The sequence below is a fragment of the Citrobacter sp. On2M genome (assembly GCF_018035235.1).
Classification (GTDB): Bacteria; Pseudomonadota; Gammaproteobacteria; order Enterobacterales; family Enterobacteriaceae; genus Citrobacter; species Citrobacter meridianamericanus.
The window spans coordinates 183893-200476 of the sequence record NZ_WPCV01000005.1 but is presented as its reverse complement, the minus strand read 5'-3'; the positions used below and the strand labels follow the sequence as shown (position 1 = coordinate 200476).

General features: G+C 54.7%; 18 protein-coding genes. 10 read left to right on the top strand and 8 right to left on the bottom strand.

What is annotated here, in order from left to right:
* Positions 1–30: 30 nt before the first annotated feature.
* The 5 genes from hypE to hypA all read right to left on the bottom strand — a co-directional run bounded on the left by hypE (position 31) and on the right by hypA (position 3723).
* A complete protein-coding gene (gene hypE / locus On2M_RS18940; protein ID WP_210905307.1) occupies positions 31–1041 on the bottom strand; it encodes a hydrogenase expression/formation protein HypE in 1011 nt (336 codons plus the stop codon).
* Positions 1038–2159: a hydrogenase formation protein HypD gene (hypD, locus tag On2M_RS18935; RefSeq protein ID WP_151218207.1), complete on the bottom strand. Its 1122-nt coding sequence runs from the start codon at positions 2157–2159 to the stop codon at positions 1038–1040. The genes hypE and hypD overlap by 4 nt, the downstream gene beginning before the upstream one ends.
* The gene (hypC, locus tag On2M_RS18930; RefSeq protein ID WP_151218206.1) at positions 2159–2431 is read right to left on the bottom strand and encodes a hydrogenase 3 maturation protein HypC; all 273 of its coding nucleotides are present in this window, start codon (positions 2429–2431) and stop codon (positions 2159–2161) included. Before hypC ends, hypD begins: the two co-directional genes overlap by 1 nt.
* Positions 2422–3294, bottom strand: coding sequence for a hydrogenase nickel incorporation protein HypB (hypB, locus tag On2M_RS18925; protein WP_151218205.1), 873 nt, complete (start codon positions 3292–3294; stop codon positions 2422–2424). The genes hypC and hypB overlap by 10 nt, the downstream gene beginning before the upstream one ends.
* A 72-nt stretch (positions 3295–3366) precedes the next feature.
* Positions 3367–3723 (bottom strand): hydrogenase maturation nickel metallochaperone HypA, encoded by a 357-nt coding sequence (gene hypA / locus On2M_RS18920; protein WP_042310587.1) that lies wholly within the window; start codon positions 3721–3723, stop codon positions 3367–3369.
* A 198-nt stretch (positions 3724–3921) separates the two neighbouring features.
* Here hypA and hycA point away from each other — a divergent pair, with 198 nt between their 5' ends.
* The 9 genes from hycA to hycI all read left to right on the top strand — a co-directional run bounded on the left by hycA (position 3922) and on the right by hycI (position 11800).
* On the top strand, positions 3922–4380 hold the full coding sequence (gene hycA / locus On2M_RS18915) for a formate hydrogenlyase regulator HycA (RefSeq protein ID WP_151218204.1): 459 nt from the start codon (positions 3922–3924) through the stop codon (positions 4378–4380).
* Between the two features lie 143 nt (positions 4381–4523).
* The gene (gene hycB, locus On2M_RS18910) at positions 4524–5135 is read left to right on the top strand and encodes a 4Fe-4S dicluster domain-containing protein (RefSeq protein ID WP_210905306.1); all 612 of its coding nucleotides are present in this window, start codon (positions 4524–4526) and stop codon (positions 5133–5135) included.
* Positions 5132–6958, top strand: a complete 1827-nt coding sequence (gene hycC, locus On2M_RS18905; RefSeq protein WP_151218203.1) for a formate hydrogenlyase subunit 3 — start codon at positions 5132–5134, stop codon at positions 6956–6958. Before hycB ends, hycC begins: the two co-directional genes overlap by 4 nt.
* A gap of 2 nt (positions 6959–6960) precedes the next feature.
* On the top strand, positions 6961–7884 hold the full coding sequence (locus On2M_RS18900; RefSeq protein ID WP_210905305.1) for a respiratory chain complex I subunit 1 family protein: 924 nt from the start codon (positions 6961–6963) through the stop codon (positions 7882–7884).
* Positions 7885–7901: 17 nt separating this feature from the next.
* Complete coding sequence (gene hycE, locus On2M_RS18895) at positions 7902–9611, top strand: formate hydrogenlyase subunit HycE (protein WP_005130590.1); 1710 nt, start codon at positions 7902–7904, stop codon at positions 9609–9611.
* 9 nt (positions 9612–9620) lie between these two features.
* Positions 9621–10163 carry a formate hydrogenlyase subunit HycF gene (gene hycF, locus On2M_RS18890; protein ID WP_003846595.1) on the top strand — a complete coding sequence of 181 codons (543 nt, stop codon included), beginning with the start codon at positions 9621–9623 and terminating at the stop codon, positions 10161–10163.
* The gene (hycG, locus tag On2M_RS18885; RefSeq protein WP_151224246.1) at positions 10163–10930 is read left to right on the top strand and encodes a formate hydrogenlyase subunit HycG; all 768 of its coding nucleotides are present in this window, start codon (positions 10163–10165) and stop codon (positions 10928–10930) included. Before hycF ends, hycG begins: the two co-directional genes overlap by 1 nt.
* On the top strand, positions 10927–11337 hold the full coding sequence (locus tag On2M_RS18880) for a formate hydrogenlyase maturation HycH family protein (RefSeq protein WP_005130585.1): 411 nt from the start codon (positions 10927–10929) through the stop codon (positions 11335–11337). The genes hycG and On2M_RS18880 overlap by 4 nt, the downstream gene beginning before the upstream one ends.
* Complete coding sequence (gene hycI, locus On2M_RS18875; protein WP_151224245.1) at positions 11330–11800, top strand: hydrogenase maturation peptidase HycI; 471 nt, start codon at positions 11330–11332, stop codon at positions 11798–11800. Before On2M_RS18880 ends, hycI begins: the two co-directional genes overlap by 8 nt.
* 55 nt (positions 11801–11855) lie before the next feature.
* Here the strand turns inward: hycI and On2M_RS18870 are convergent, their stop codons facing one another.
* The 3 genes from On2M_RS18870 to ascF form a co-directional block, all read right to left on the bottom strand.
* Entirely contained in the window at positions 11856–12095 is a 240-nt protein-coding gene (locus On2M_RS18870) for a SymE family type I addiction module toxin (protein WP_151218200.1), read from the bottom strand.
* A gap of 172 nt (positions 12096–12267) precedes the next feature.
* Positions 12268–13692, bottom strand: coding sequence for a 6-phospho-beta-glucosidase (locus On2M_RS18865; RefSeq protein ID WP_151224243.1), 1425 nt, complete (start codon positions 13690–13692; stop codon positions 12268–12270).
* A gap of 22 nt (positions 13693–13714) precedes the next feature.
* Positions 13715–15169 carry a PTS cellobiose/arbutin/salicin transporter subunit IIBC gene (gene ascF, locus On2M_RS18860; RefSeq protein ID WP_151218199.1) on the bottom strand — a complete coding sequence of 485 codons (1455 nt, stop codon included), beginning with the start codon at positions 15167–15169 and terminating at the stop codon, positions 13715–13717.
* 264 nt (positions 15170–15433) lie between these two features.
* Here ascF and On2M_RS18855 point away from each other — a divergent pair, with 264 nt between their 5' ends.
* Complete coding sequence (locus On2M_RS18855; protein ID WP_210905453.1) at positions 15434–16447, top strand: LacI family DNA-binding transcriptional regulator; 1014 nt, start codon at positions 15434–15436, stop codon at positions 16445–16447.
* The last annotated feature ends 137 nt before the right edge of the window (positions 16448–16584 follow it).

Genomic DNA, 16584 nt, shown 5'->3' with positions numbered 1-16584 from the left:
TCCGGCCTACACGTTGCCGCTAATGGGCTGTTAGCATATACGAGGTAAGGGTTCGGCGTGTGGTAAATCAAGGGTTCGTTTCACGCCGTAGAGTCCGGCAAGACGCACACCCTTGCGCTCTACCACTTCGCCAATCATTGCGGCATCGCGTCCTAACGGATGCGCGCGCAGCGCGGCAAGCGCCGTTTCAGCGGCCTGACGTTCAACGGCAATCACCAGCTTGCCTTCGTTAGCAAAGTTGAGCGCATCGAGGCCCAGCAGTTCGCAAACGCCACGTACTGCAGGCTTCACGGGCAGGGCCGCTTCTGACAGCTCAATACCAAACCCGCATGATGCGGCAAATTCATGCGTTACCGCATTCACGCCGCCACGGGTCGCGTCACGCAGCGCCTTCACGCCGGGGATATCACGTAGCGTCTGGATAAGCGGTGTCAATACCGCGCAGTCACTGACCAGTTCGCCATCAAGACCCAGTTGTTCGCGGAGGTTAAGGATAGTTGCGCCATGATCGCCAAGCGTACCGCTGACCAGCAGCACATCGCCCGCGCTCAGGGTTTGTGCCCCCCAGTGAATGTTAGCCGGGATCGCACCCATTCCGGCGGTGTTGATAAACAGTTTGTCCGCCGCGCCGCGCTGTACAACCTTGGTGTCGCCGGTGACGATGGCAATGCCCGCTTCGCGCGCGGTTGCCGCCATGCTGTTAACGACGGTTTTCAGTGTCTCCATTGGTAAACCTTCTTCGAGGATAAAACCGCAGGAGAGATAGCGCGGGAGCGCGCCGCTGACGGCCACATCGTTAGCCGTACCACAGATAGCCAGCTTGCCGATATTCCCCCCCGGGAAGAACAACGGATCAATAACATAGCTGTCGGTTGAAAACGCCAGACGGTCGCCTTCAGCGACCAGTTGCGCCAGTTCCAGACGTGCCTGATCTTCCTGTTCCGCCAGCCACGGATTCGCAAAAGCCTCCATAAACAGACTGTTGATCAACTGCTGCATAGCCTGACCGCCGCTACCGTGGGCGAGTTGTACGCTGTTCATGCTTCACACTCCTGCTGACGATATTGATACCAGGCGGCACATGCGCCTTCTGAGGAGACCATCAGGGCGCCAAATGCGGTCTCCGGATTACAGGTTTTACCAAACAACGGGCACTGATGCGGTTTGCATCTGCCGGTCAATACTTCTCCGCAACGCGCACGCGGATCGTCATACACCTGCTGCGGTGCTGGCTGGAAATGCGCTTCGGCATCAAAGCGCTGATACTCCGGCGTCAGATGAACACCGGAAGATTCAATTACGCCCAGACCGCGCCATTCGCTGTCGCCATTGACGCAGAAAACGTCGGCAATTGCCTGTTGCGCTAGCGCGTTACCGGCGTCCGGTACCACGCGACGGTACTGGTTTTCTACCTGGCTGTGCGCGGCAATTTTCTGCTCAATCAACATCACCACGCCCTGCAGCAGATCGAGCGGTTCGAAACCGGCGACCACTAACGGACGATGGAAATCTGAGGCAATGAAATTATAGGCATCGGTACCAATCACCATGCTGACGTGGCCCGGCGCTAAAAAGGCATCAATGCCGTTGTCCGGTTGTTCCAGCAGGCTGCGCAGCGTAGGGATAAGCGTGATGTGCTGGCAGAAAAAGTAAAAATTCTGCACGTCACGCTGTTTTGCTTGTTGCAGGGTAATGGCGGTTGTTGGCATGGTGGTTTCAAAACCCAGGCCAAAGAACACAACCTTACGCGTTGGGTTTTCCTGTGCCAGCTTCAGCGCATCCATCGGTGAATAGACGATTCGGATATCCGCGCCGCGCGCCTTGGCTTGTAGCAGGGAACCTTGTTTACCCGGGACGCGCATCGCATCGCCAAAGGTGCAGAAAATCACTTCCGGATGGCTGGCAATTTCTACACAGCTGTCGATTCTGCCCATCGGTAGAACGCAAACCGGGCAGCCCGGACCATGAATAAACTCGACGTTTTCAGGCAGTAATTGATCGAGACCGAACTTGAAGATTGCGTGGGTATGACCACCACAAACTTCCATGATGCGCAGCGGGTGTTCAGCAGTGTAGGGGAGGAGTGCAGCACGTTCACACAGGTGCTCTATCAACTGCATCACCTGTTCTGGTGCGCGGTATTCGTCAACAAAACGCATTATTTTTCCTCGCCATACAGCAACGCGCCGACATCCGGCTCAACGTCAAACATGTTTTGTAGCGCATCGAGCGTGTCGCGCGCTTCTGCTTCATTAATGATGCTCATGGCAAAGCCGACGTGAACCAGTACCCACTGGCCCAAACGGGGTTGACCATGCTCATCGTAGCTACCGACCAGCGTCAGATCGACGTCGCGCTGAATACCGCAAACGTCGACTTTAGCCTGGTTGCCGTCAATGGTGCGGATTTGACCCGGAACACCTATGCACATCGCTGCGTCTCCAGCCAGGAGAGCCATTGGTCCATCCCTTCGCCGCTGGTGGCAGAAATCAGGATGATCTCAATTTCCGGGTTCACTTCCCGGGCGCTGGCGATGCACTTATCTACGTCAAAATTGAGGTACGGTAGCAGATCCACTTTATTGAGCAGCATCAGCGAGGCGGCGGCAAACATATGCGGGTATTTCAGCGGTTTGTCTTCGCCTTCAGTGACGGAAAGCACGGCCACTTTATGGCGTTCGCCGAGGTCGAAACTCGCCGGGCAAACCAGGTTGCCGACGTTTTCAATGAACAAAATACCATTGTCTTCAAGCGGCAAACGCGGCGCGGCGTCAGCGATCATTTGGGCGTCGAGGTGGCAACCTTTACCGGTGTTGACCTGGATGGCTGGCGTGCCCGTGGCACGAATACGTGCGGCATCGTTAACCGTTTGCTGGTCGCCTTCAATGACGGCACACGGCACGTTATCTTTGAGCTTCATCAGCGTTTCGGTCAGCAGCGTGGTTTTACCGGAACCCGGGCTTGAGACAAGGTTCAGTACCAGATGCTGACGAGCGGCAAAGCGGGCGCGGTTGCGTTCGGCCAGACGGTTGTTTTTATCCAGTACGTCAATTTCCACTTCCAGCATGCGGCGCTGGCTCATGCCCGGCGCATGGGTACCTGCTTCACCGTGACCATAGTGCAAATCGCCTTCTTCGGTCTGACTCGGTGTGAAACTGGAGGTTTTCACACCGGTAATATTCAGTGCCGGGCGAGCCGCTGGGGCAAATGGCGCGCTGCGAAACGCCGAGTGGGGATTATGCTCATCACCCTCTATATAAAGGTTGCCTTCAGCGCAACCACATGTCGTACACATCGCTCACTCCTGATCTATTGCTTATTACTAGCTTTTTATGCCGGAAATGACTAAGTCGATATCCGGCATTAATTAATCTTCAGCGTCGCCAATTTCAATTCGCCGAATCTGTAGACCGTCATCGGCCACAATTCTCAGCGTATCGCTGTTGCATTGCGGGCACCGACGCACGCGTTGCGTCAGTAAGGTGACGTATTGCTGACAAGATTCGCACCAACATTCGGCTTCTTGTTCTTCGAGGTGGAGTTTACAACCTTCTGCAAGGGTGCCACGGCATACCAGATCAAAACAAAAGGCGAGAGCGCTGGTTTCTACGCAAGAAAATGCGCCAATTTTGAGCCAGACCCCAGTTACTCGTTTTGCGCCGTGCTGGGTGGCCTGTTGTTCAATCAATTCCAGTGCCCGTTGGCAGAGGGTTATTTCGTGCATACCGCCTCCTGTGAAGTTGCCGTACTAAAAGCAATAAACATGCCAGCTTGGATTTTTTCCAACGTGACAATGACGACGATGACGAAATGACATGTCGTCACTCGTTTTTGATTTTTTATCTGTATGAAAATTAAGGTTTTTAATTTTGGCATGAAATGTGCTTAAAGCTGTTCATCTCTGCTAAACGGGTAACCTGACATGACTATTTGGGAAATAAGCGAAAAAGCCGATTACATCGCTGAACGGCATCGTCGCCTACAGGACCAGTGGCGTATTTACTGTAACTCGCTGGTTCAGGGGATCACCCTGTCGAAAGCGCGTTTGCATCATGCAATGAGCTGTGCGCCGGACAAAGATCTCTGCTTTGTCCTTTTTGAACACTTCACTATCTACGTCACGCTGGCGGATGGCTTTAACAGCCACACCATCGAGTACTACGTCGAAACAAAAGATGGTGATGATAAACAACTGATTGCACAGGCACAGTTGACCATCGACGGTAAAGTCGATGAGCGTATCAACGCCCGCGATCGTGAACAGGTGCTGGAGCACTATCTCGAAAAAATCGCCACCGTCTACGACAGCCTGTATACCGCGGTTGAGAACAATATGCCGGTGAATTTAAGTCAACTGGTTGAGGGACATAGCCCGGCTTAAGCCTCGGGTACTGCCCAGTTTTGTCATGATGCGCTTTCATTCTGCGTCACGACAGTTTAGGGAATGGGCATGTCGAAAAATGTCGAAATGACATTTCGCAGACATGTTTTCGTCAAAAATGACTATCACCTGAGGAATGCCTGGTGAATCGTTTTGTAATTGCTGACTCCACTCTTTGTATCGGCTGCCACACCTGTGAAGCTGCCTGCTCAGAGACACATCGCCAGCATGGCCTGCAGTCTATGCCGCGCCTGAAAGTGATGTTAAATGAAAAAGAATCCGCGCCGCAGCTTTGCCACCAGTGTGAAGATGCGCCTTGCGCCACCGTTTGTCCGGTTAATGCGATTAATCGTGTTAACGGTGCCGTACAGCTGAATGAAAGCCTGTGCGTCAGTTGCAAATTGTGCGGGATTGCCTGTCCGTTCGGCGCGATTGAGTTTTCCGGTAGCCGTCCGCTACACATCCCGGCAAACGCCAATACGCCAAAAGCGCCTCCGGCTCCGCCTGCACCTGCCCGTGTGAGCACGCTGCTGGACTGGGTTCCGGGCGTTCGCGCCATTGCGGTGAAATGCGATCTGTGCAGTTTTGACGAACAGGGTCCGGCCTGTGTGCGCATGTGCCCAACCAAAGCCCTGCACCTGGTGAGCAACATGGATATCGCCCGCGCCAGCAAACGTAAGCGTGAGCTGACTTTCAATACCGATTTCGGCGATCTCACCTTGTTTCAGCAGGCTCAGAGTGGGGATGCAAAATGAGCGCAATTTCACTAATTAACAGCGGCGTGGCTTGGTTTGCGGCTGCGGCGGTTCTGGCATTTCTGTTTTCATTTCATAAACCGTTGAGCGGTTGGATTGCCGGGGTTGGCGGCGCGGTCGGCAGCTTGTGTACGGCGGCTGCGGGTTTAACCGTTCTGACTAATGCGCTGGCGGTGAGCGGCGTGATGCCGTTTATTGGTCACAGTCTGCAAATTACCCCGCTAAATGCCATCTGGCTGATTACGCTGGGCTTGTGTGGCCTGTTTGTCAGCCTGTACAACATCGACTGGCATCGTCATCCACAGGTCAAAGCTAACGGCCTGCTGATAAATTTGCTGATGGCAGCAGCGGTATGTGCGGTGGTGGCCAGCAACCTCGGGACGCTGGTGGTGATGGCGGAAATCATGGCGCTTTGTGCCGTGTTCCTCACCGGCTGCAGCAAAGAGGGGAAACTGTGGTTTGCGCTGGGGCGTATCGGTACGCTGCTGCTGGCAATTGCCTGCTACCTTGTGTGGCAACGTTACGGCACGCTGGAGCTGCGTCTGCTAGACCTGCGCACTCAGGAGCTGCCGCTCGGGTCTGACATCTGGCTGCTGGGTGTGGCAGGTTTTGGCCTGCTGGCCGGGATTATTCCGCTGCACGGATGGGTGCCGCAGGCACACGCCAACGCCAGCGCGCCGGCTGCGGCGCTGTTCTCTACCGTGGTCATGAAGGTGGGGCTGCTGGGTATTCTGTCGCTGTCGCTGCTGGGCGGTAACGCGCCGCTGTGGTGGGGAATTACGCTGCTGGTGTTGGGTATGATCACCGCATTTGTCGGCGGTCTTTATGCGCTGATGGAGCACAACATCCAGCGTCTGCTGGCGTACCACACGCTGGAAAATATCGGCATTATTCTGCTGGGTCTGGGTGCTGGCGTGACCGGCATTTCCCTGAATCAACCTGCTTTGATTGCGCTGGGTTTAACCGGTGGTCTGTATCATTTGGTCAACCACAGCCTGTTCAAAAGCGTTCTGTTCCTGGGCGCGGGCAGCATCTGGTTCCGTACCGGTCATCGCGATATCGAAAAACTGGGCGGGATCGGTAAACGTATGCCGGTTATCTCTCTGGCGATGTTGGTTGGCCTGATGGCGATGGCCGCGCTGCCGCCGCTGAACGGTTTTGCCGGTGAGTGGGTTATCTATCAATCCTTCTTCAAGCTGGGTAACAGCGGGGCGTTTGTCGGTCGTCTGTTAGGGCCGTTGCTGGCGGTTGGGCTGGCAATTACCGGCGCGCTGGCGGTGATGTGTATGGCAAAAGTCTATGGCGTAACGTTCCTTGGCGCACCGCGTACGAAGGAAGCTGAGAATGCCTGCTGCGCACCAATCCTGATGGGTGTGAGTGTCGTTGCGCTGGCTATCTGCTGTGTGATTGGCGGTGTGGCTGCGCCGTGGCTGCTGCCGATGATCTCCTCTGCTGTTCCGCTACCGCTGGAAACCGCGAACACCACCGTTTCTCAGCCGATGATCACGCTGCTGCTGATCGCGTGTCCGCTACTGCCGTTCATCATCATGGCGATTTTCAAAGGTAACCGCCTGCCGTCGCGTTCACGCGGTGCGGCATGGGTGTGTGGCTACGATCACGAGCAGTCAATGGTCATTACTGCGCATGGTTTTGCTATGCCAGTGAAAGAAGCCTTTGCTCCGGTACTCAAACTGCGTAAATGGCTGAATCCGGTATCACTGGTTCCGGGCTGGCAGAATGCGGCTGCGCCGGTGCTGTTCCGTCGCCTGGCGCTGATTGAGCTGGCGGTACTGGTGGTGATTGTGGTTTCACGAGGAGCCTGAGAATGAGTGTTTTATATCCGTTAATTCAGGCGCTGGTGCTGTTTGCCGTTGCGCCGCTGCTTTCCGGTGTTACCCGCGTGGCGCGTGCGCGTTTGCACAATCGCCGCGGTCCGGGCGTTTTGCAGGAATACCGCGACATTATCAAACTGCTGGGGCGTCAGAGCATTGCGCCTGCGGATTCCAGCTGGGTTTTCCGCCTGACGCCGTTTGTGATGGTGGGCGTGATGCTGACTATCGCCACTGCGTTGCCGGTAGTGACCGTTGGCTCACCGCTGCCGCAACTGGGCGATCTGATCACCTTAATTTATCTGTTCGCTATCGCCCGCTTCTTCTTCTCTATCGCGGGACTGGATACCGGTAGCCCGTTTACCGCCATTGGTGCCAGCCGCGAAGCGATGCTCGGCGTATTGGTTGAACCCATCCTGCTGCTGGGCCTGTGGGTTGCAGCGCAGGTTGCCGGTTCGACCCACATCAGCAACATCGCCGATACCATTTATCACTGGCCTGCCACGTATAGCATCCCGCTGATTCTGGCGCTGTGCGCCTGCGCTTTTGCCACTTTTATCGAAATGGGCAAACTACCGTTCGATCTGGCGGAAGCCGAGCAGGAACTGCAGGAAGGCCCATTGACCGAATACAGCGGCAGCGGTTTTGCGGTGCTGAAATGGGGCATTAGCCTTAAGCAATTGGTTGTTCTGCAAATGTTCGTTGGTGTGTTCTTGCCGTGGGGACAGATGGAAACCTTCACAGCCGGTGGGCTGCTGTTGGCGTTGGTGATTGCCGTCGTCAAACTGGTTCTCGGCGTGCTGGTTATCGCCCTGTTCGAAAACAGCATGGCGCGTCTGCGTTTTTGCGCCACTTCACGCGTGACCTGGGCCGGTTTTGGGTTTGCGTTTTTAGCGTTCGTCTCCTTGCTGGTGGCGTGATTTAAGAGAGTTTGAGCATGTCTGAAGAAAAATTAGGTCAACACTATCTCGCTGCGCTGCATCAGGCCTTTCCGGGCGTGGTGCTGGATGAAGCCTGGCAGACCAAAGATCAGCTGACGATCACCGTCAAGGTGAACTACCTGCCGGAAGTGGTGGAGTTCCTGTACTACAAACAGGGCGGCTGGTTGTCCGTGCTGTTTGGTAACGACGAACGTCAGCTGTGCGGCCATTACGCCGTTTACTACGTGATGTCGATGGAGCAGGGCACCAAGTGCTGGATAACCGTCCGCGTTGAAGTCGATGCCAATAAGCTGGAGTTCCCGTCCGTCACGCCGCGTGTTCCGGCTGCGGTCTGGGGTGAGCGCGAAGTGCGCGATATGTACGGTTTGATCCCGGTTGGTTTGCCGGATGAGCGCCGTCTGGTACTTCCTGATGACTGGCCGGACGAACTCTATCCGCTGCGTAAAGACAGCATGGATTATCGTCAGCGCCCGGCGCCGACTACCGATGCTGAAACCTACGAGTTCATCAACGAACTGGGCGACAAGAAAAATAACGTGGTGCCGATCGGCCCGCTGCACGTCACCTCTGATGAACCAGGTCACTTCCGTCTGTTCGTTGACGGCGAGAACATCATCGACGCCGACTACCGTCTGTTCTATGTCCATCGCGGCATGGAGAAACTGGCGGAAACCCGTATGGGTTACAACGAAGTGACGTTCCTGTCAGATCGCGTGTGTGGTATCTGCGGCTTTGCGCATAGCACCGCCTATACCACCTCCGTTGAGAATGCGATGGGCATCGTGGTGCCGGAGCGTGCGCAGATGATCCGCGCCATTCTGCTGGAAGTTGAGCGTCTGCACTCACATCTGCTGAACCTCGGTCTGGCCTGTCACTTCACCGGTTTTGACTCCGGCTTTATGCAGTTCTTCCGCGTGCGTGAAACGTCGATGAAGATGGCGGAGATCCTCACCGGGGCACGTAAAACTTACGGTCTGAACCTGATCGGCGGTATCCGTCGTGATCTGCTGAAAGAAGATATGATCCAGACCCGTCAACTGGCGCAGCAGATGCGTCGTGACGTGCAGGAACTGGTCGATATGCTGCTCAGCACGCCAAACATGGAACAGCGTACGGTCGGTATTGGTCGTCTGGATCCGGAAATTGCCCGCGACTTCAGTAACGTCGGCCCGATGGTTCGCGCCAGCGGCCACGCGCGCGATACCCGCGCCGATCACCCGTTTGTTGGCTATGGTCTGCTGCCGATGGAAGTTCATAGCGAGCAGGGCTGCGACGTTATTTCTCGTCTGAAAGTTCGTATTAATGAAGTCTATACCGCACTGAATATGATCGACTTCGGTCTGGATAACCTGCCGGGTGGTCCGCTGATGGTAGAAGGCTTTACTTATATTCCTCACCGTTTTGCACTGGGCTTTGCTGAAGCGCCGCGCGGAGATGATATCCACTGGAGTATGACCGGCGATAACCAGAAACTGTATCGCTGGCGTTGCCGTGCGGCGACCTACGCCAACTGGCCGACGCTGCGCTACATGCTGCGTGGCAATACCGTTTCCGATGCACCGCTGATTATCGGTAGCCTCGATCCTTGCTACTCCTGTACTGACCGTATGACCGTGGTTGATGTGCGTAAGAAGAAGAGCAAAGTCGTGCCGTACAAAGAACTTGAGCGCTACAGCATCGAGCGTAAAAACTCGCCGCTGAAATAAGGAATCGCCATGTTTACCTTTATCAAAAAAGTCATCAAAACCGGGGCGCCGACGTCGTCGTATCCGCTGGAGCCGATTGCGGTCGATAAAAACTTCCGTGGCAAACCGGAACACAATCCGCAGCAGTGTATTGGCTGCGCGGCCTGTGTGAATGCGTGCCCGTCGAACGCGCTGACGGTTGAAACCGATCTGGTCACCAATGAACTGGCGTGGCAGTTCAACCTTGGTCGCTGCATCTTCTGCGCCCGCTGCGAAGAAGTTTGCCCGACGGCGGCAATCAAGCTGTCGCAGGAGTATGAGCTGGCGGTGTGGAAGAAAGAGGATTTCCTGCAGCAGTCTCGCTTTGCGCTGTGTAATTGCCGCGTATGTAACCGCCCGTTTGCGGTACAAAAAGAGATTGATTACGCCATTGCGTTGCTGAAGCACAACGGTGATTCCCGTGCGGAAAACCACCGCGAAAGCTTTGAGACCTGCCCGGATTGTAAGCGCCAGAAATGCCTGGTGCCGTCTGACCGTATTGAACTGACTCGCCATATGAAAGAGGCCAGCTGATGAGCAATTTATTAGGCCCACGTGATGCCAACGGTATTCCGGTACCGATGACGGTGGATGAATCCATTGCCAGCATGAAAGCGTCGCTGCTAAAAAGCATCAAGCGTTCAGCGTACGTTTACCGTGTGGACTGCGGCGGCTGCAACGGTTGCGAAATCGAAATCTTCGCCACGCTCTCTCCGTTGTTTGACGCCGAACGCTTTGGCATCAAAGTGGTACCGTCCCCGCGCCATGCGGATATCCTGCTGTTTACCGGCGCGGTAACACGTGCCATGCGCTCTCCGGCGCTGCGCGCCTGGCAGTCTGCGCCAGACCCGAAAATTTGTATCTCTTACGGTGCCTGCGGCAACAGCGGTGGTATCTTCCACGACTTATACTGCGTATGGGGCGGCACGGACAAAATCGTACCGGTGGATGTGTATATCCCTGGCTGCCCGCCAACGCCTGCGGCCACGCTGTACGGTTTTGCCATGGCGCTTGGTCTGCTGGAACAGAAAATTCACGCGCGTGCGCCGGGTGAACTGGATGGGCAGCCCGCCGAAATTCTGCATTCGGATATGGTTCAACCGCTGCGCGTGAAGATCGATCGCGAAGCGCGCCGTCTGGCGGGCTATCGCTATGGTCGCCAGATTGCTGATGATTATATGACGCAGTTAGGCCAGGGCGAGCACCAGGTGGCGCGCTGGCTGGAAGCGGAAAACGATCCGCGTCTGACCGAGATCGTTACGCATCTTAACCATGTTGTTGAAGAGGCACGTATCCGATGAGTGAAACGGTGGTGTTCAGCCAACTGAGCCGTAAGTTTATTGATGAGAACGATGCAACGCCCGCCGAGGCGCAGCAGGTTGTCTATTACAGCCTGGCGATTGGTCACCACCTTGGGATCATCGATTGCCTGGAAGCGGCGTTAACCTGTCCGTGGGATGACTATCTGGCGTGGATTGCCACGCTTGCCGAAGGCAGTGAAGCCCGCCGGAAAATGGAGGGCGTGCCGAAGTACGGCGAGATCGTCATCGATTTCAACCATGTACAAATGCTGGCGCGTGCGTTCGATGATGCGCGTGCCGTGCAAACCCCTCAGCAGCAGGAGTGGAGCAAACTGATGCTCAGCATGTTGCACGACATCCACCAGGAAAGCGCCATCTATCTGATGGTGAGGAGACATCGTGACTGACGTTTTATTATGTGTGGGTAACAGCATGATGGGCGACGACGGCGCGGGTCCCCTGCTGGCTGAAATGTGTGTCGCAAATCCTCAAGGCAACTGGGTTGTCATCGACGGCGGTAGCGCGCCGGAGAACGACATTGTCGCCATCCGTGAACTGCGTCCGCAACGTTTGTTGATTGTTGATGCTACCGATATGGGGCTGAACCCAGGTCAAATCCGCATTATCGATCCCGATGACATTGCCGAGATGTTCATGATGACCACTCACAACATGCCGCTGAACTACCTGGTTGATCAGCTGAAAGACGATGTTGGCGAGGTGATTTTCCTTGGTATTCAGCCGGATATTGTTGGTTTTTATTACCCAATGACACAACCAATCAAGGATGCGGTCGATACCGTCTATCAGCGGTTAGCTGGCTGGGAAGGGCACGGTGGATTCTCCGAGCTTGAAGCGCCGGAAGAGTAAACCGTATCAGTGCCGGATGGGAGTGACATCCGGCCTGTTTCCCCGCCTATCCTCGTTACTCAATGGCCTGCTCAATAATTAATTTCCCCTGGGTCACTGACACACTCACTGCTGTTCCGGTAGGAAACCCTGCTTGTTCCAGCCAGTCGCCGTTCAGTGTGAGTGAAGCGTGCCGACTGATTCGTCGCGTGTAACCCGTTTTGGGATCCTCATGGCGTTTTCTGACATATCCAACAGTTAAACGACGGACGGGTTTGGTGATAGCCACTGCTGCTGTGCCATTTTTATCAGACATGCGCGCTTCCTTATGGTGAGCGACCAGGATTAAAAACTACTGAATAAAATGCCAGTAAAAAAGCGTGGGGGCAAACCTGAAACGGGAAGGACGGTTCCACATTTTGAATGCAATAAATGAAATGAAAATACGCACGTCTGCCGGAGGGCTGTGGACCCCTCCGGCAGGCCCTTCACGCCAGATCGACGCCGTTGCTGGCGATCACTTTTTTGTACCACCAGAATGATTTCTTGCGGGTGCGCGCCAGCGTGCCGTTGCCCGTATCATCGCGGTCCACATACACAAAACCGTAGCGTTTACTCATCTCACCGGTTGAGGCAGAAACCAAATCAATACAGCCCCATGTGGTGTAACCCATCAGCGGCACACCATCTTCAATAGCGTCTGCCATCGCGCGAATGTGTTCGCGTAAATAGCTGATGCGGTAGTCGTCATTGATCTCGCCGTTAGCATCAATTTCATCTTTCGCCCCCAGCCCATTTTCCACCAGAAACAACGGTTTCTGGTAGCGGTCATACATCATATTCATGGTAATGCGCAGACCAAGCGGATCGATGCCCCAGCCCCATTCGCTGGCGGCAATGTACGGATTACGCAGCGACTTCACCACGTTGGCGGCGCTGGTATTGCCGGTGTTCATTTCCGCCGAGGCACAGCGTGATGCGTAGTAGCTAAACGAGACAAAATCGACGGTGTTTTTCAGGATATCGTCATCTTCCGGGGCTTTTTCTATCACCACGCCCTTTTCACGAAACACGCGGGCAGAGTAAGCGGGATAAGCCCCGCGCGCCTGCACATCAATAAAGAACAGGTTTTCGCGGTCTTTTTCCAGCGCGGTCCACACATCTTCTGGTTTACAGGAATAAGGATAAAAATTACCGCCAGCCAGCATACAACCGACCTGGTTTTGCGGATTAATTTCATGGGCTATTTTCGTCGCCAGGGCGCTGGCAATAAGTTCGTGGTGAGCGGACTGATATTTCACCTGATCCTGATTTTCACCTTCTTCAAATACCAGCCCGGCGCCTGAAAAGGGGCTGTGCAGCATAATGTTGATTTCGTTGAACGTCAGCCAGTATTTCACCAGCCCATCAAAAGCCTCGAAGCAGGTACGGGCGTAGCGGGTAAAGAACTCAACCATTTTGCGGTTACGCCAGGAGCCGTACTCGGTGACCAGATGCATCGGCACATCGAAGTGACACAGCGTGACCAGCGGTTCAATACTGTATTTTTTACACTCGGCAAATACCGCCCGGTAAAACGCGATACCCTCTGCATTCGGCGTCAGCTCGTCACCGTTGGGGTAGAGACGGCTCCAGGCAATGGAAGTACGAAAAACCGTAAACCCCATTTCCGCCATCAGCGCGATATCCTCTTTGTAGCGATGATAAAAATCGATCGCCTGATGGCTGGGATAAAATTCGTTATCCCGCAGCGCAAAGCGCTTTTCCTGACCCAGCTTGACGGGCATCCGATGTGTGCCGTGGGGGATCATATCGACGGTAGTCAGTCCTTTGCCGCCTTCCCGGTATGCCCCTTCAGACTGGTTGGCGGCCAGTGCGCCGCCCCATAAAAATCCTTGCGGAAAAACAGACATAATTAACCTCAGTTCATACCAGTCAAATGCTGGCTCCATTGATATTGCCCGGTTGTGCGGCCTGGTTTTTTCTGGCCTGCGCGGCTGCATCTTCGACAGGGATATCTTCAAAGCCCAGAATCAGCGTTAATACAAAGGAAAGCACTACCGCCAGCGCCATCACGCCAAACACCCAAACGATGGTCATCGGATTGGCCGGATCGAAAAACTGTACGCTGGTGAACAAGCCAGGAGCCGCCATGGAATGACTCGCCAGCCCGGCCATCCCGGCAACGGCACCGCAGATAAAACCGCTGATAAGGCTTGCAATCAGCGGTCGTTTCAGGCGGATTGCCACGCCATACAGCGCAGGTTCGGAAATGCCCGCCATGATGGCGGAGGCGGCTGCCGCTAACGCCGTCTGACGCAGTTCCGGGTTTTTGGTTTTCCATGCCACTGCCAGCGATGAACCGCCTAACGACAAGTTGGCGCCGATTTCTGACGGCATCACCATGCCTTCTTTCCCGGTTTCAGCAATGGTCTGAATAATGGTTGGGGTGAAGACGCGATGCATGCCGGTCATCACCAGCAGCGGCCACAATGCGCCCATAATGGCCACCGACAGCCAGCCGAGATAGCCGTGAATGGTATAAACCAGCGCGGAAATTGCGCTACCGATCCAGATACCGATCGGGCCAATGATGACGATGGCGAGCGGCGCGGCGATCAGCACGATTAGCATTGGTTTAAGGAAGTTTTTGGTTACCGCCGGAGTGATGCTATCCACCCAACGTTCGATGTATGACAGGCACCAGGTCATCACCAGCGCCGGGATCACCGTGTAGGTGTATTTCACCGCCGTCACCGGGATCAGGGCAAACTCAACGTGCTCACCCTGCGCAGCCTTCGCCATCAGATCGATGAAGCTGGGGTGCACCAGTACGCCTGCGATGGCGATTGCCAGCGACATGTTGGTTTTGAATTTGATAGCGGCCGACGCGGCGACCATCAGCGGCAGGAAGAAAAATGCGCCGTCACCGATAACGGTCAGAATGGTGAGCGTGGACGATCCTTTCTCCAGCACGCCGGTCATTTCGAGGATCATTGCCAGCAGCTTGAGCATTGATCCGCCGATAATAGCCGGGATCAACGGCGACATGGTGCCGATCAGCGCGTCGAGGATCCCCGCGCCAATCCGCTTCAGTGTCAGTCGGGGTTTGGTTTGCGGCTCAGCAGGCTGCATATTGGCAGGCAACAGGCTGACCACTTCGCGATACGCCTGCGAAACGGTGTTGCCGATGATCACCTGGCACTGGTTATCGCTACGCACCACGCCAAGTACGCCAGAGAGCGTCTTCAGCGTCGCGCTGTCGACCTGCGAGTCATCTTTGATAACGAAACGCAAACGGGTCATACAGTGGGTCACTGCTGTGATGTTGTCAACGCCTCCCAGAGCCGTCACAACGGAGCGCGCCAGCGCTGCATAATTCTTGGACATCGGATTTAATCCTGTTTTATCAGTAGGGTACGTTATGTTTTATCCGTTTACGTTGGGTCGCTTTTCTGAGTTATGAAACGCAGGTAGGAAACCGGTTCCACAAAATCATGTTTAAATTATGAATAATGAGCAAGATTTAATTTTGATCATTTTTTGTAATTGTGACCCATATCACTAGATGTCAGCGTCTGCGATTTAGCAGCGAGGACAGCGGCGAAACGGTGCAGTACACTGCGTCACATTAAGAGAAAAGGGATGAGTAATATGACCACTATGCTGGAGGTGGCGAAGCGTGCCGGCGTGTCGAAAGCGACGGTTTCCCGGGTGCTTTCTGGGAACGGCTACGTCAGCCAGGAGTCCAAAGACCGCGTGTTTCAGGCCATTGAAGAGAGTGGTTATCGCCCTAACTTGCTGGCGCGCAGTCTGGCGGCGAAAACCACGCAGACGCTGGGACTAGTGGTGACGAACACCCTTTATCACGGTGTCTATTTCAGCGAGCTGCTGTTTCATACCGCACGTATGGCGGAGGATAAGGGACGTCAGCTGTTGCTGGCTGATGGTAAGCACAGCGCTGAGGAAGAGCGCCAGGCGATCCAGTACTTGCTCGACTTACGCTGCGACGCGATTATGATTTATCCGCGTTTTCTCAGCGTGGATGAGATAGACGATATCATCGACGCCCATAGTCAGCCGATTATGGTGCTTAATCGACGTCTGCGGAAAAACACCAGCCACTGCGTGTGGTGCGATCAAAAGCAGACCAGCTTTAACGCCGTCACTCAGCTCATTGCCGCCGGACACAAAGAGATTGGATTTATTACCGGTTCGATGGATTCACCTACCGGCGTGGAGCGACTTTCAGGCTATAAAGACGCGCTGGCACATCATGGAATTGCGCTTAATAATGAATTGATTGTTAAAGGAAAGTGGACGCCAGCCTGCGGTGCTGCGGGTGTGGATACTTTGCTTTCGCGTAAGGTCAATTTTACCGCGCTGGTGGCCAGCAATGACGATATGGCGATCGGCGCGATGAAGCAGTTTCACGCCCGTGGTGTGTGCGTGCCTTTACAGGTCTCGGTGATTGGCTTCGATGATATCGCCCTCGCGCCATATACGATTCCTGCGCTTTCCAGTGTCAAAATCCCCGTGACGGAAATGATCCAGGAAACGATTGGACGGCTGATCTTTATGCTGGGGGACGGGGTATTTACCCCGCCAAAAACCTTCACCGGTGAACTCATTCACCGCGACTCTGTTGCGCCGCCCGTTTCGTCCTGACGGCTGTCATTTGTCATCGTCACTAGTGACGATGACACGCTTTCCTTGTAGACATCAAAATAAAAAACCTTTAAGAACAGTAGATTAAAATCTGGCACGATTTGTGAATGCTTCGGCAGATATTCTGTCATTGCTGG